This is a genomic window from Tenacibaculum sp. DPLXC6 (assembly GCF_056815515.1).
The window spans coordinates 253995-269622 of record NZ_CP141806.1 but is presented as its reverse complement, the minus strand read 5'-3'; the positions used below and the strand labels follow the sequence as shown (position 1 = coordinate 269622).

The window sequence follows — 15628 nt, the reverse complement described above, 5'->3', positions numbered from 1 at the left end:
TTCTGCTTTTTAAAAATATCTAGGAGATTTCGTTCTATGTAATCTAGGAAATAATTCAAACATTAATAATATTTCATGGGTTCCATTTGAATACTGATTAATATCTGATAACGGATATTCATACGCGTAACCTACTCGGAACTGACGAGATACTTGAAAATCTACTAAAGCCCCTAAAGCTCCAGTATCTTCATTTATTCTATAAGATCCTCCTAACCAAAACTTTTCATTGAATAAAAAGTTTGCTGTGATATCATATGATACTGGAGCTCCATTCGTTGCTTTTATTAATGTAGCAGGCTTAAATTTTACATTTTCGCTTAAATCAAAAACATATCCTCCTGTTAAATAATAACTTACCCTATCTACAACTCCGTAATTAATTCCATTAACTTCTAAATCATTATGGTCAATATTTAATAGCCTTGGGGCAGAAAGCCCTACATACCATTTATTGGTATGTAGTAGCAATCCACTACCTATGTTTGGTTCCCATCTATTTTGAATTCCTGAAATTCCTGGATCAGCCCCTTCTGCGACTATTAAAGCATCATCAATATTATATTGAGTAAAACCTGCTTTTAGTCCAAAGGCTAATTTAACATCGTCATTAAGTTGAATAGTATATGAAAAATCTCCATATAAATAGGTGAAGTTTTCATATCCTAATTGATCATTTATAAATGATAATCCTAATCCTATTTTATCATTTCTAAGAGGCGTGTGAACAGATAGCGTTTGTGTTTCTGGTGCTCTATCTAGTCCCGCCCACTGGCTCCTGTGCAGTCCAACAATACTCAACACTTGTCTACTTCCTGCATAGGCAGGGTTAATAGAAATTGTATTGTACATATACTGAGTAAATTGTGGTAGCTGTTGTGATTGAACTGTTAAAACTGTTGTAAAAAACAGTACAATAACTGCCTGTAATAGTTTGTAATTATGGTTCATAGCTATAATATTATTTGGTTCCTAAGTAAATTGCTCCTGTAAATGGTTTTAAACCACTATTTTCTAATATTACAATGTAGTAATATGTACCTGCTGGTAGTCTTTCAGCTCCTCCAAACGTGGCTCCATCTGAAGTTCCGTTCCAATTATTTGCATAATTGTTAGATTCAAATACTTTTGCTCCCCAACGGTTAAATATTTTTACATTGGCTATGAATCCACAGGATTCTACTCCTGTAATTTCAAAAAATTCATTCCATGAATCTCCATTAGGGGTTACTGCTTTAGATATTACCACATCTTCTTGTCCACATGGTAATACTATACAATCGTCGTTTATATTAATTGTAACTTTTGTTGATGTTAAACATCCATTATTTGGTGATGTATATGTAAATATGTAATCTCCTAAGTTTAATCCTGACGGATCAAAACTTCCATCATCAGATAATGTTACACTTCCTTGAGTTACTTCCCAAGTTCCATCTTCACTTTGATTTGCTAAATAGTCATTCAAATCAATCGTTCCATCATCAATACATCTTGAATCTGCTATTTCTGTTACTGATGTTTTTACAGTTACTGTTATATATTGTGTAAAGTCTGCTACATTTCCACAGTCATCTGCAACTGTCCATGTTCTAGTTACTATATAATCACTATCACTTCCATCAAATGTGCTTGTTTCTTCAAAATTTGTTTGTGTTACATTTGAAGAACAATTATCTGTAAACTCTAGAGTTGGAACCTCAGGAACATTATCACACTCTACTGTTATATCTTCTAACGTTGATACCAAAGTTGGTGCTTCATTATCTTCTATTGTGATAACTTGAGTATGTGATGTGCTATTACCTGCACAGTCTTGTACTAGCCATGTTCTTGTAATTGTATACTCTGAAGCACATCCTTCTTCTTGTCCAGAAAGCTCTTCTGAATATACGACTATTACTTCAGAATCACAATTATCTGTTGCTGTTAATGTTACAGCTTCAGGAATAGCATCACAACTTACCGTTACATCTGTTGGTAATGCTTCTACAAATTCTGGCGCTGTAATATCTTCTACGGTCACTACTTGGGTATGTAATGTAGTATTACCCGCACAATCTTGTACTGTCCATGTTCTTGTGATTGTATATACTGATGCACATTCATCATCTTGTCCTGCAAATTCTTCTGAATAATTTACTGCTACTGAAGCATCACAATTGTCAGTTGCTGTTAAAATTACTACTGATGGAATTGCATCACAACTAACAGTTATATCTGCTGGTAGCTCTTCTACAAACTCTGGTGCAGTGGTATCTTCTACTGTTACTACTTGAGTATGTGAAGTTGTATTTCCTGCACAATCTTGTACTGTCCATGTTCTTGTGATTGCATATACTGATGCACATTCGTCATCTTGTCCTGCAAATTCTTCTGAGTAATTTACTGCTACTGAAGCATCACAATTATCAGTTGCTGTTAAAACTGCTGCTGCTGGAACTGCATCACAACTTACCGTCGCATCTATTGGTAATGCTTCTACAAACTCTGGTGCAGTGGTATCTTCTACTGTTACTACTTGAGTATGTGAAGTTGTATTTCCTGCACAATCTTGTACTGTCCATGTTCTTGTGATTGCATATACTGATGCACATTCGTCATCTTGTCCTGCAAATTCTTCTGAATAATTTACTGCTACTGAAGCATCACAGTTATCAGTTGCTGTTAAAACTGCTGCTGCTGGAACTGCATCACAACTTACCGTCGCATCTGCTGGTAACTCCTCTACAAATTCTGGTGCCGTAGTATCTTCTACTGTCACTACTTGAGTATGTGATGTAGTATTACCCGCACAATCTTGTACTGTCCATGTTCTTGTAATCGTATACTCTGATGCACATTCGTCATCTTGTCCTGCAAACTCTTCTGAGTAATTTACCGCTACTGAAGCATCACAGTTATCAGTTGCTGTTAAAACTGCTGCTGCTGGAACTGCATCACAACTTACCGTGGTATCTGCTGGTAATTCCTCTACAAATTCTGGTGCTACTGTATCTTCTACTGTAATTACCTGAATATGAGTAGTCGTGTTTCCTGAACAATCTGATACCGTCCATTTTCTAGTAATTAAGTATTCTGAGCCACAAGCATCATCATCGCCACTGGTTACTTCACTCGGGATTACTGTTACAGAGGCATCACAATTATCGGTTGCTGTTAAGGTTTCCATTACTGGAATGTTATCACAACTTACTGTGATTTCTGCTGCTGGTAAAGTCTCTACAAATTCTGGTGCTACTGTGTCTTCTACTGTAATTACCTGAATATGTGTTGTCGTGTTTCCTGAACAATCTGATACGGTCCATTTTCTAGTAATTAAGTATTCTGAGCCACAAGCATCATCATCGCCACTGGTTACTTCACTAGGAATTACTGTTACAGAGGCATCACAATTATCGGTTGCTGTTAAGGTTTCCATTACTGGAATGTTATCACAACTTACTGTGATTTCTGCTAGTGGTAAAGTCTCTACAAATTCTGGCACTACTGTGTCTTCTACTGTAATTACCTGAATATGTGTTGTCGTGTTTCCTGAACAATCTGATACAGTCCATTTTCTAGTAATTAAGTATTCTGAGCCACATGCATCATCATCCCCACTGGTTACTTCACTTGGGATTACTGTTACAGATGCATCACAATTATCGGTTGCTGTTAAGGTTTCCATTACTGGAATGTTATCACAACTTACTGTAATTTCTGCTGCTGGTAAAGTCTCCACAAATTCTGGTGCTACTGTGTCTTCTACTGTAATTACCTGAATATGTGTTGTCGTGTTTCCTGAACAATCTGATACAGTCCATTTTCTAGTAATTAAGTATTCTGAGCCACATGCATCATCATCCCCACTGGTTACTTCACTTGGGATTACTGTTACAGAGGCATCACAATTATCGGTTGCTGTTAAGGTTTCCATCACTGGAATGTTATCACAACTTACTGTGATTTCTGCTGCTGGTAAAGTCTCCACAAATTCTGGCGCTGTAGTGTCTTCTACTGTAATTACCTGAATATGTGTTGTCGTGTTTCCTGAACAATCTGATACGGTCCATTTTCTAGTAATTAAGTATTCTGAGCCACAAGCATCATCATCGCCACTGGTTACTTCACTCGGGATTACTGTTACAGATGCATCACAATTATCGGTTGCTGTTAAGGTTTCCATTACTGGAATGTTATCACAACTTACTGTAATTTCTGCTGCTGGTAAAGTCTCTACAAATTCTGGTGCTACTGTGTCTTCTACTGTAATTACCTGAATATGTGTTGTAGTATTTCCTGAACAATCTGATACGGTCCATTTTCTTGTAATTAAGTATTCTGAGCCACATGCGTCATCATCTCCACTAGTTACTTCACTCGGAATTACTGTTACTGAAGCATCACAATTATCAGTTGCTGTTAAGGTTTCCATTACTGGAATGTTATCACAACTTACTGTAATTTCTGCTGCTGGTAAAGTCTCTACAAATTCTGGTGCTACTGTATCTTCTATAGTAAATTTAGCAGCAGTAGTATTAATCGTATTTCCACAAGCATCTTTTGCTGTAAAAATTACCTCTACCTCTCCTGTAAAACTACATGTATATGTTAAATCTGTATAATTATTACTCCATGTTACAATACTACAATCATCTGTCGCTGTTGCTCCTCCATTACTAGCTAACCAATTATTTAATTCTGTTGTATTTCCTGAACCATCACATTCAACAATTTTATCAGATGGTTGCTGAGTTATTGTTGGTGGTGTTTCATCTTTAATTAAATATCCAGCTGTTGTAGTACTAAAGTTTCCACAATCATCTGTAGCTGTAAATGTTACTGTGATATAACTTCCGTCACATTTCACAGAAGTATCATCTCCATAATTATTAGTCCATGTTACACTACTACAGTTGTCTGTTGCTGTTGCTCCTGCATTACTATCTAACCAATCTTGTAAAGTAGTTTCTGTATCTCCTACTCCACATTCTATGTCTATATTATTTTTATTTGTTTCGTCTATAATTGGAGCTGTATTATCTTTAACTGTTATAGTTTGAACTTTTTCAGTTGTATTTCCACAGTTATCTGTTAAAGACCATGTTCTTGTTACAACAACCTCTCCTATACATGAACCTGCTGATTCAACATCACTATAACTAGCATTTAAACTTGTATCACAATTATCTGATTCGTCTGTTACATCTCCTGTGATTCCAATATTAGCATCATAGGCACATGTATCATTTTTATATATAGTAATATCAGCTGGTACAGTAAATTCTGGTTTAGTTATATCAATTACTGTAATGGTTTGGGTATGACTTACCGTGTTTCCACAGTTATCGGTTGATTCCCATTTACGTATAATCTCTCCACAACCGTCTACTACGGTATTGCTTACTTCAGTGAAAATTACATCTACTACGCTATCACAGTTATCGGTTGCAGTGATGGTTGGTACTACTGGAATTGCTTCACAGTCTACGCTTACATCGGCTGGTTCTGATGATAATACTGGTGCTGTAGTATCGGTTACAGTGATGGTTTGGGTATGACTTACTGTGTTTCCACAGTTATCGGTTGATTCCCATTGACGTACAATCTCTCCACAGCCGTCTACTACCGTATTACTTACTTCGGTAAACACTACGTCTACTACTGTATCACAATTATCGGTTGCAGTGATGGTTGGTACTGCTGGTATTGCTTCACAATCCACACTTACATCGGCTGGTTCCTCTGATAAGACTGGTGCAGTAGTATCGGTTACAGTGATGGTTTGGGTATGACTTACTGTGTTTCCACAATTATCTGTTGATTCCCATTGACGTACAATTTCTCCACAGCCGTCTACTACAGTATTACTTACTTCAGTAAACACTACGTCTACTACTGTATCACAATTATCGGTTGCAGTGATGGTTGGTACTGCTGGTATTGCTTCACAGTCTACGCTTACATCAGCTGGTTCTGATGATAAGACTGGTGCAGTAGTATCGGTTACTGTAATAGTTTGGGTATGACTTACTGTGTTTCCACAGTTATCGGTTGATTCCCATTGACGTACAATCTCTCCACAGCCGTCTACTACTGTATTACTTACTTCAGTAAACACTACGTCTACTACTGTATCACAATTATCGGTTGCAGTGATGGCTGGTACTGCTGGTATTGCTTCACAGTCTACACTTACATCGGCTGGTTCTGATGATAATACTGGTGCAGTAGTATCGGTTACTGTGATGGTTTGCGTGTGACTTACTGTGTTTCCACAATTATCTGTTGATTCCCATTGGCGTACAATCTCTCCACAGCCGTCTACTACCGTATTACTTACTTCGGTAAACACTACGTCTACTACACTATCACAATTATCGGTTGCTGTAATCGTTGGTACGGCTGGAATTGCTTCACAATCTACACTTACATCTGCTGGTTCTGCTGATAATACTGGTGCAGTAGTATCGGTTACCGTGATGGTTTGTAGATGACTTACCGTGTTACCACAGTTGTCGGTTGATTCCCATTTGCGTACAATCTCTCCACATCCGTCTACTACCGTATTGCTTACTTCAGTAAATACTACGTCTACTACACTATCACAATTATCGGTTGCTGTAATCGTTGGTACGGCGGGTATTGCTTCACAATCTACACTTACATCTGCCGGTTCTGATGATAATACTGGGGCAGTAGTATCGGTTACCGTGATGGTTTGTAGGTGACTTACCGTGTTACCACAGTTGTCGGTTGATTCCCATTTGCGTACAATCTCTCCACATCCGTCTACTACCGTATTACTTACTTCGGTAAACACTACGTCTACTACGCTATCACAATTATCGGTTGCTGTAATCGTTGGTACGGCTGGAATTGCTTCACAATCTACACTTACATCTGCTGGTTCTGCTGATAATACTGGGGCAGTAGTATCGGTTACCGTGATGGTTTGTAGATGACTTACCGTGTTGCCACAGTTGTCGGTTGATTCCCATTTGCGTACAATCTCTCCACATCCGTCTACTACCGTATTACTTACTTCGGTAAACACTACGTCTACTACGCTATCACAATTATCGGTTGCTGTAATCGTTGGTACGGCTGGAATTGCTTCACAATCTACACTTACATCTGCTGGTTCTGCTGATAATACTGGGGCAGTAGTATCGGTTACCGTGATGGTTTGTAGATGACTTACCGTGTTGCCACAGTTGTCGGTTGATTCCCATTTGCGTACAATCTCTCCACATCCGTCTACTACCGTATTACTTACTTCGGTAAACACTACGTCTACTACGCTATCACAATTATCGGTTGCTGTAATCGTTGGTACGGCTGGAATTGCTTCACAATCTACACTTACATCTGCTGGTTCTGCTGATAATACTGGGGCAGTAGTATCGGTTACCGTGATGGTTTGTAGATGACTTACCGTGTTGCCACAGTTGTCGGTTGATTCCCATTTGCGTACAATCTCTCCACAGCCATCTACTACGGTATTGCTTGCTTCTGTAAAAATTACATCTACTACGCTATCGCAGTTATCAGTTGCTGTGATAGTTGGTACTGCTGGAATTGCTTCACAATCTACACTTACATCAGCTGGTTCTTCTGATAATACTGGTGCTGTAGTATCGGTTACTGTAATAGTTTGGGTATGACTTATTGTGTTTCCACAGTTGTCGGTTGATTCCCATTGGCGTACAATCTCTCCACAACCGTCTACTACGGTATTGCTTACTTCAGTGAAAATTACATCAACTACAGTATCGCAGTTATCAGTTGCTGTGATGGTTGGTACTGCTGGAATTGCTTCACAGTCTACACTTACATCGGCTGGTTCTGATGATAATACTGGTGCTGTAGTATCGGTTACTGTAATAGTTTGGGTATGACTTACCGTGTTTCCACAGTTGTCGGTTGATTCCCATTGGCGTACAATCTCTCCACAGCCGTCTACTACGGTATTGCTTACTTCAGTGAAAATTACATCAACTACAGTATCGCAGTTATCGGTTGCAGTGATGGTTGGTACTGTTGGTATTGCTTCACAGTCTACACTTACATCGGCTGGTTCCTCTGATAAGACTGGTGCTGTAGTATCAGTTACTGTAATGGTTTGCGTGTAACTTACTGTGTTTCCACAATTATCGGTTGATTCCCATTTACGTACAATCTCTCCACAACCGTCTACTACGGTATTGCTTACTTCAGTGAAAATTACATCTACTACGCTATCACAGTTATCAGTTGCTGTGATGGTTGGTACTGCTGGAATTGCTTCACAGTCTACGCTTACATCGGCTGGTTCCTCTGATAATACTGGTGCTGTAGTATCGGTTACAGTAATGGTTTGGGTATGACTTACCGTGTTACCACACTGATCTGTAGCATCCCATTTACGTACAATCTCTCCACAGCCATCTACTACCGTATTACTTACTTCAGTGAATACTACTATAGCATTATTACAATTATCGGTTGCGGTAATTGTTGGTACTACTGGAATTGCTTCACAGTCTACACTTACATCAGTTGGTGTATCTGATAATACAGGATTTTCTGTGTCTTGAATAGTAATTATAATTGAGTCTGTTCCTGTTTTACCACAAGTATCTGTTACAGTAAATGTTCTTGTAACTGTAGTAATACATCCATCATCAGAACTAATTGCATCTATATAAGTTATACTTGCTATTGTTCCATCATCTGAAGCCGTATAACCAGTGGTAAAAAAGCTATCTTTTATATCTGAAGATTCTACTAAACTAAAAGAATATCTAGCATTAGTATTTGTAATATCGTTTTCATCACAACCTTCTAAGTCTAAAGTTTCAGGAACACTTATTACAGGATCTTCATCATCATTTGATACTAAGGTAATAGAATCTACTTCTTGACAACCATTGGCATCAGTAACGGTAACTGTATAAGTCCCCTCTGTTAACCCACTAAGGTCTTCTGTAGTTGCTCCTGTATTCCATAAGTAAGTATAATCTGCTGTTCCTCCTGATACTGTCAAATCAATAGCTCCATCACTTCCTCCACAACTTAAATCACTTCCTAAAAGAGAAAGAGATAATATTGGTGGTTCTGTTATAGTAACATCCGCTAGTGCTATACAACCATTGGCATCAGTTACGATAACATTATGTGTTCCTACTCCTAAGCCACTTACGTCTTCTGTAGTGGCTCCCGTACTCCATAAATAGGTATAAGGAGCTTTTCCTCCTGTTACTGTTAAATCAGCTATACCATCATTAACCCCATTACAAGTAATATTCGTTCCAACAATAGCAGCTGTAGGAGTACTATCAATCGTAATATTTTTTATTATTGAGTTTGTATCACCATCTTCGTCGGTTACAATTAATGTTACCATCTTTGATCCTGCACTTGTGTAATTAACAAGATGAGGGCCTTCTGATGTTGCTACCATCGGAGAAGCATCCGTTCCAAAACTCCATTCATAAGTTAAAACCCCATCTCCTCCTGTAGAAGTATTTGTAAATGTTGCTCCTTGAAATCCGCTATCGTTAGTTCCACAATTATATTCAAATGTAAAATCTGGTGCTATTGGTGTTTGTACATCAATTGGTGGTAAGTTCTCACCAGAACACTTGGAAGTTTGTGTAGCACATCCTGGTCCTACAACACTTCCTGGTGTTTGCCAAGAAAGATACACGTCTGTTAAAGTTAATTCTTCACCACAAGTGTAATTTATTAATTCAAACATTTGATAAGTACCTGGACTAATTGAACCTGAGATTCCAATACTAATCTTATCAGTACCTACATAAACATTTCCGTCTTTATCAATTTTATCTGTACCATTCATCAAGTAAAACTGCATGTATAGGTCAATTTTACTTGCTGCTTTTGAAATATCTACATATAAATAAACGTTAGAGAGCTGTTGCCCTACTGTACACGTGCTTATTGGATTTCCATTTATGTCTCCTATATAAACACTCCCTATTTCAACATCCTGAGCTCCACACCCAGAAAGGCTACAGGGACTCTGCATAGATACCGTTGTTTGTGAAAAAATATAGTTAGCACTAAACAACAAAAGTATCAGCATTAATTTTCTTAAATGAGTAGTTTTCATTCCCATACCTTAACTTTTAAAATTTAACTTTTAAATACTCTAAACTTCTTTAGGTATTACTCTTATCAAGTCTTAGTGTTAGCTAAAACCATTTTACGGGGATAGGGTAAAATGGGGGTGGTTGGGGTAATTAAGGGTTACGCATTTCTGAGTATTACAAGAATGTAATACATCAATAATACACAATGGGTATACAATAAAATTTTTTGAGGAAACTAAAATAATACTGAGTGGGAATAGTATTATTTTGAGGGATTAACGTTTTTTAAGTTCTAAAAACTGTTATACCAAAAGTAGCACTTATTTTTAGGTTTAAAAAATGAAATGTTAAAAAAGGGGGTTTTCCCCTATGGTCATACAGGTAAAAAATATCTTCTATATATTTTATAATACTTCTTTTTTAATTAGGTAATTTTGCAGTATGATACAAAACGATACAATTATTGCTTTAGCAACACCAGCAGGGGTTGGTGCTATTGCTGTTATTAGACTTTCTGGGGAAAAATCGATAAAAATTGTAGATTCATTTTTCTCTTCTATAAAGAAAAATAAATCATTATTAAATCAAAAATCTCATACCCTACACTTAGGTCATATTGTAAATAATGGAGTGGTTATTGATCAAGTTTTAGTGTCTATTTTTAAAAACCCGCACTCTTATACTGGTGAAGATGTAGTAGAAATTTCGTGTCATGGTTCTAGTTTTATTCAACAAGAAATCATTCAACTTTTCTTACAAAATGGTTGTAGAATGGCTGATAATGGCGAGTTTACTATGCGTGCTTTTTTAAATGGTAAAATGGATTTATCGCAAGCTGAGGCAGTGGCCGATGTTATTGCTTCTAATTCTGCTGCTTCTCATCAAATGGCAATTCAGCAAATGCGTGGAGGTATCACCAATGAATTAAAAGAGTTAAGAGCTCAACTATTAGATTTCGCTGCATTAATTGAGCTTGAACTAGATTTTTCTGGTGAGGATGTTGAGTTTGCTGATAGAACCAAATTTAAAGAATTGGTTGCTAAGATATCAGCTGTTTTAAAGCGTTTAATTGATTCTTTTGCTTTTGGAAATGCTATGAAAAATGGAATTCCTGTTGCTATTATTGGAGAACCTAACGTTGGTAAATCTACGTTGTTAAATGCCTTACTAAACGAAGAAAAAGCTATTGTATCTGATATTGCTGGTACTACTCGTGATGCTATTGAAGATGAACTAATTATTGATGGTGTTGTTTTCCGTTTTATAGATACTGCTGGTATTAGAGAAACTGAAGATGTTGTTGAGAGTATCGGAATTAAAAAAGCTTATGAAAAAGCAGAAAATGCACAACTAATTATCTTTTTAATTGATTCTAATAAATACATACACTCAAAAGAATTATTTTTAGAAGAAATAGCAACTATTAAACAGCGTTTTCCTAATAAACGTCTGTTAGTTATTGCTAATAAAATAGATACATTATCTTGCCATGACTCTTCTATTTTACAATCAGAAATTGAAAACTTAATTCTACTTTCTGCTAAACAAAATATTGGTGTTGATGAGTTAAAACAAGAACTTATTTCTTTAGTGAATACAGGTGCTTTAAGTAACAATGAAACAATTGTTACTAACTCACGCCACTTCGAAGCATTAAACCATGCTCTAGAAAGTATTAATTCGGTAAAAAATGGAATTGATTTAGATATTTCTTCTGATTTATTTGCTATTGATATTCGAGAATGTCTACGACACTTAGGAAATATCACTGGTGAATATGATGTTGACAAGGATATTTTAGGTCATATTTTTGGGAATTTCTGTATCGGAAAGTAAGTTTATTTTCTCAAATTTATAACGGTTTACTACGCTTATAAAACAAATTTCTATCTACTTACATGGGTTTATAATTTTACTATAAAATTTTAAACTTAAAAAATGGGATTATACATTACCAGCGGAGCACTAGCTAGCTTTAAAGAAATGGATGAAGAAGCTTTTCAGCATTACTCTTCAGTATTTAAAAATATCAACAAATTATTAGAATTAAATGGACTTGCACCTTACGAAGAACCAGCTGAATTAGAAGATGGTCCTTTAGAACTTGGTGGATTTTCTTACGATTTTATTCATCACTTAAGACGTTTTTACGCTTATTGTGCCGAATATGAAGATTGGACTCCTACTCCATTTAGCCCTAACAATGAGCCTAATGAAGATTCTATTATAGATGACCATGCATCATTATTAACTTGTCATCTTATATGTCATTCAGATTGTACAGGTTTTTATCTTCCTGTGGATTTTATCGATATTGTTTTTGATAATGATGAGATTCCTATTGATGGTGCAATGATTGGTTCGTCATACACACTTTTTAAGGAATTAAAATTTATAGCAAATAAGCTTAATATTCAACTAGATGAAGAAGATACTATTGTAAATATTGATGCTGTAAATAAATCAATAAACACAGAAGAAGACTTTTGGAGAGAGAAACTAGTTTGGTGTGAATTATTTAAAGCTGCTAAACATAGTATTCGCAACAAAGCAGCAATCATTTTTCATTAAAAACTTCAACAATTAATAAAACACATCTCATAAATGGAAAGAGAGATAATAATACAGTCACAAGAAAAAAAATATCAAACTATAGGAAAGCTTACTACAAGTAAAATTATAGACCATTTCGTTGAAAGTGAAAACGAAGCTTTACTCCATAAGTTTCAAGGTCAATTTTACCCGTATCGTCATTATGATATTAATGCAACACTAACAAAAGCTTTAAAAGGAATAGACAAGCAAAAAATTGTTGATGCTTATTTTCACGCCTCTAGATTAGGTATTATTACAAAAGTAAAAGAAAACAATTATCCCCTTTTCCTAAAAGGAATTGAAAAAACACTATCATCTCTTGGTGAGGGATATAATATTAATGTTTTAAGACCTAGTACGGTATATTTACTCTTTGGAGTGAAATCACTAAATGACATAAAAAACCTATACAATACAAAGTATAATGAGTTTTTAGAAAATTTAAAGTTTGTTACCAAGGTTAACTCTTATACAAGTTATCCTAGTCTAAGAAGAAAACTAAAAGCAACACTTTTCTTAGAGAATCCTATACTTTTAAAAAGGGGTCAAAAAATGACTCCTTTCTATAATCAATTTAATTTTGAAACAGCTGGAGCATTGGTTCTACTATTAGTTGACTCTTCAAAAACTTCAAAACAAGTTCTTTTAGAATATCATAAAACAGACTTACCTAGAGAAACAGTTTGGGTTCTTGGTAGTTTTTATAAAGATTTTAAAACTTCCGAAGCAAATAAGCTACTTCTTAACAACTTATATAATAAATATCCTACGGAATGGGTTGACGAATATTATAACTCTATTTACTAGTAGTTTTATAAGTATTTTTGCTTTATGGATTCACTTACACAAATTGTTCTTGGAGCAGCAGTTGGAGAAGCTGTATTAGGAAAAAAAGTTGGTAATAAAGCAATGCTCTACGGTGCTATCGCTGGTACTATACCTGATTTGGATGTGTATATTGGTAAGTTTTTCGACACTGTTACAGCACTTGAAATACACAGAGGTTTTACACACTCTGTTTTTTTTGCAATTGTTTTTGGGTGGATTTTCGGTTGGCTCATTTCCTTGTATGAGAAAAAAGCCTCCACAAAAGAATGGGCACAACTTATGTTTTGGGGATTTTTTACACACCCAATTCTCGATGCACATACTACCTGGGGAACTCAGCTTTTTTGGCCTTTAGACATACGGTTAGCTTTCAAAAATATTTTTGTTATCGATCCAATATATACACTACCTTTTTTGGTGTTTCTTTTGATGGCAATGTTTCAATCAAAAGGATCTAAAAAAAGAAGAAAATATAACAACTTAGGTCTTATAGTAAGTAGTTCTTATATGGCAATTACCATTATTATCAAGGGAATTACTTATACTAAATTTGCCAATGCTTTAAAAGAACAAGGAATAGCTTATAAAGAAATAGAAACCAAACCAACACCCTTTAATACTATTTTATGGTCAGCAAATGTTGAAACTGAAGATGCTTACCTTATTGGTTATTATTCATTTTTTGACACTAAACCTATTGAGTTCTACTCTTATCCTAAAAATCATCACTTATTGGGTAATTACAAAGATGATACTTCAGTAAAACGACTCATTAAAATTACCAAAGGTTGGTATACTGTTTCTGAAAAAAACAATATGTTATACTTAAACGATCTTCGTTTCGGGCTTTTAAGCGTAGCTCCTAATTTTCAACAGTTTGCTTTTAGCTTTGAAATAGCTGAAAAACAAGGTGAAATTATTATTAATGAAGTTCCTAGAAATCGTGAAAAAGCAAAACAATTATTAACAGATTTATGGGAAAGAATTAAAGGAAATTAATTGAGTAATTCCTAGTATATATCTTAAATTTACTGCTCCAGTATAAAGCAAAATCACTCAGATTTCAGACAAAATACTTTTGCTTTTTTCAACTGATTTTACTATTTAAAAATTAACTTAAATTAATTTTTTCTAAACAGTTTATTCGCGAATTTTGTTGTCTCAAAAAAAAATAAAATCTTACCTATGAAACGTTACCTAAAACAATTAAGCTTTCTTCTTATATCATGTTCCCTATTTATTTCATGTTCAAGTGATGACAATATTGAAGAGCAAAAATATTTAAACATTCCAGATGCACAATTTGAGACTAAACTAATCAATCTGGGTATAGATTCTGATGGCATTATCAACCAACAACTATTAAAAAGTGACGCTTTAGGAGTTATCAGCCTCGATTTAAACTCATCCAATGATGATATAATTACAGACCTAACAGGTATTGAAGGGTTTACTAATCTAAAAAAATTACGTGCAACAGGAAACAATTTAACCACAATAGATTTGAGGTTTAATAAACAGTTAGATACTTTGGTGCTTGCTGGTAATTACCTTAAAAATATTGATTTGAGTAACAATACAGAATTAATCAAGTTAGACCTTGATGTAAATGAATTAAGAACTATTACTGGGTTAAAAAATGCTACTAATCTAAGATCGTTAAGTCTATATTATAATTCATTAGAAACGTTAAGTATTGACAACCCTAATTTAGAAACCTTAAATATTAGAGATAATTTCCTGGTGTCTTTAGATGTTAAAAAGGCAGTAAACTTAAAAACCATTTTAGCACAAAATAATAAGATTTTGGAAGTAGATTTTTCCGCTAATAAAGCTTTAGAAGTTTTAGCTTTATCTGATAACAAGCTTAAAAATATCGACTTGAAATCTAACAGTAATATTGAAGTATTATATTGTTCCAGTAATTTACTTACATCACTCGATATAAGTGGGTTGGTTAATTTGGGTCGCTTAACTGTTAATGCAAATCCTGACTTATTCTGTATTAAGATACATAATGGACAAAATATTCCCATGTTTTCTAAATCTGACTACCAAGAATTTAACACAAGCTGTGAATAATAAAATTGTATGATAATAATGTCCTAACCTTTTCTCTCTTTTTT

At 35.1% G+C, this 15628-nt stretch carries 7 protein-coding genes; 5 read left to right on the top strand and 2 right to left on the bottom strand.

Features of this window, described 5'->3' with window-relative positions; translation table 11 throughout:
• Window positions 1-9 precede the first annotated feature (9 nt).
• Window positions 10-951: a PorP/SprF family type IX secretion system membrane protein gene (locus VCM48_RS01175; protein WP_482271308.1), complete on the bottom strand. Its 942-nt coding sequence runs from the start codon at window positions 949-951 to the stop codon at window positions 10-12.
• Window positions 952-961: 10 nt separating this feature from the next.
• Window positions 962-10015 (bottom strand): HYR-like domain-containing protein, encoded by a 9054-nt coding sequence (locus VCM48_RS01170; RefSeq protein WP_482271307.1) that lies wholly within the window; start codon window positions 10013-10015, stop codon window positions 962-964.
• A 505-nt stretch (window positions 10016-10520) separates the two neighbouring features.
• Here VCM48_RS01170 and mnmE point away from each other — a divergent pair.
• The 5 genes from mnmE (at window position 10521) to VCM48_RS01145 (ending at window position 15584) form a co-directional block, all read left to right on the top strand.
• Complete coding sequence (mnmE, locus tag VCM48_RS01165; protein ID WP_274640702.1) at window positions 10521-11915, top strand: tRNA uridine-5-carboxymethylaminomethyl(34) synthesis GTPase MnmE; 1395 nt, start codon at window positions 10521-10523, stop codon at window positions 11913-11915.
• Window positions 11916-12017: 102 nt separating this feature from the next.
• Window positions 12018-12650, top strand: a complete 633-nt coding sequence (locus VCM48_RS01160; RefSeq protein WP_482271306.1) for a hypothetical protein — start codon at window positions 12018-12020, stop codon at window positions 12648-12650.
• 33 nt (window positions 12651-12683) lie between these two features.
• On the top strand, window positions 12684-13481 hold the full coding sequence (locus VCM48_RS01155) for a hypothetical protein (RefSeq protein WP_482271305.1): 798 nt from the start codon (window positions 12684-12686) through the stop codon (window positions 13479-13481).
• A gap of 24 nt (window positions 13482-13505) precedes the next feature.
• Window positions 13506-14501: a metal-dependent hydrolase gene (locus tag VCM48_RS01150; protein ID WP_482271304.1), complete on the top strand. Its 996-nt coding sequence runs from the start codon at window positions 13506-13508 to the stop codon at window positions 14499-14501.
• Between the two features lie 186 nt (window positions 14502-14687).
• On the top strand, window positions 14688-15584 hold the full coding sequence (locus tag VCM48_RS01145) for a leucine-rich repeat domain-containing protein (RefSeq protein ID WP_482271303.1): 897 nt from the start codon (window positions 14688-14690) through the stop codon (window positions 15582-15584).
• Window positions 15585-15628: the final 44 nt, after the last annotated feature.

What these genes read in the sequence shown, in the direction of transcription:
- VCM48_RS01155 (WP_482271305.1), top strand. Translation starts at nt 12,684, where the DNA reads ATGGAAAGAGAGATAATAATACAGTCACAAGAAAAAAAATATCAAACT.
- VCM48_RS01160 (WP_482271306.1), top strand. Translation starts at nt 12,018, where the DNA reads ATGGGATTATACATTACCAGCGGAGCACTAGCTAGCTTTAAAGAAATG.
- mnmE (WP_274640702.1), top strand. Translation starts at nt 10,521, where the DNA reads ATGATACAAAACGATACAATTATTGCTTTAGCAACACCAGCAGGGGTT.
- VCM48_RS01150 (WP_482271304.1), top strand. Translation starts at nt 13,506, where the DNA reads ATGGATTCACTTACACAAATTGTTCTTGGAGCAGCAGTTGGAGAAGCT.
- VCM48_RS01175 (WP_482271308.1), bottom strand. Translation starts at nt 951, where the DNA reads ATGAACCATAATTACAAACTATTACAGGCAGTTATTGTACTGTTTTTT.
- VCM48_RS01170 (WP_482271307.1), bottom strand. Translation starts at nt 10,015, where the DNA reads ATGCAGAGTCCCTGTAGCCTTTCTGGGTGTGGAGCTCAGGATGTTGAA.
- VCM48_RS01145 (WP_482271303.1), top strand. Translation starts at nt 14,688, where the DNA reads ATGAAACGTTACCTAAAACAATTAAGCTTTCTTCTTATATCATGTTCC.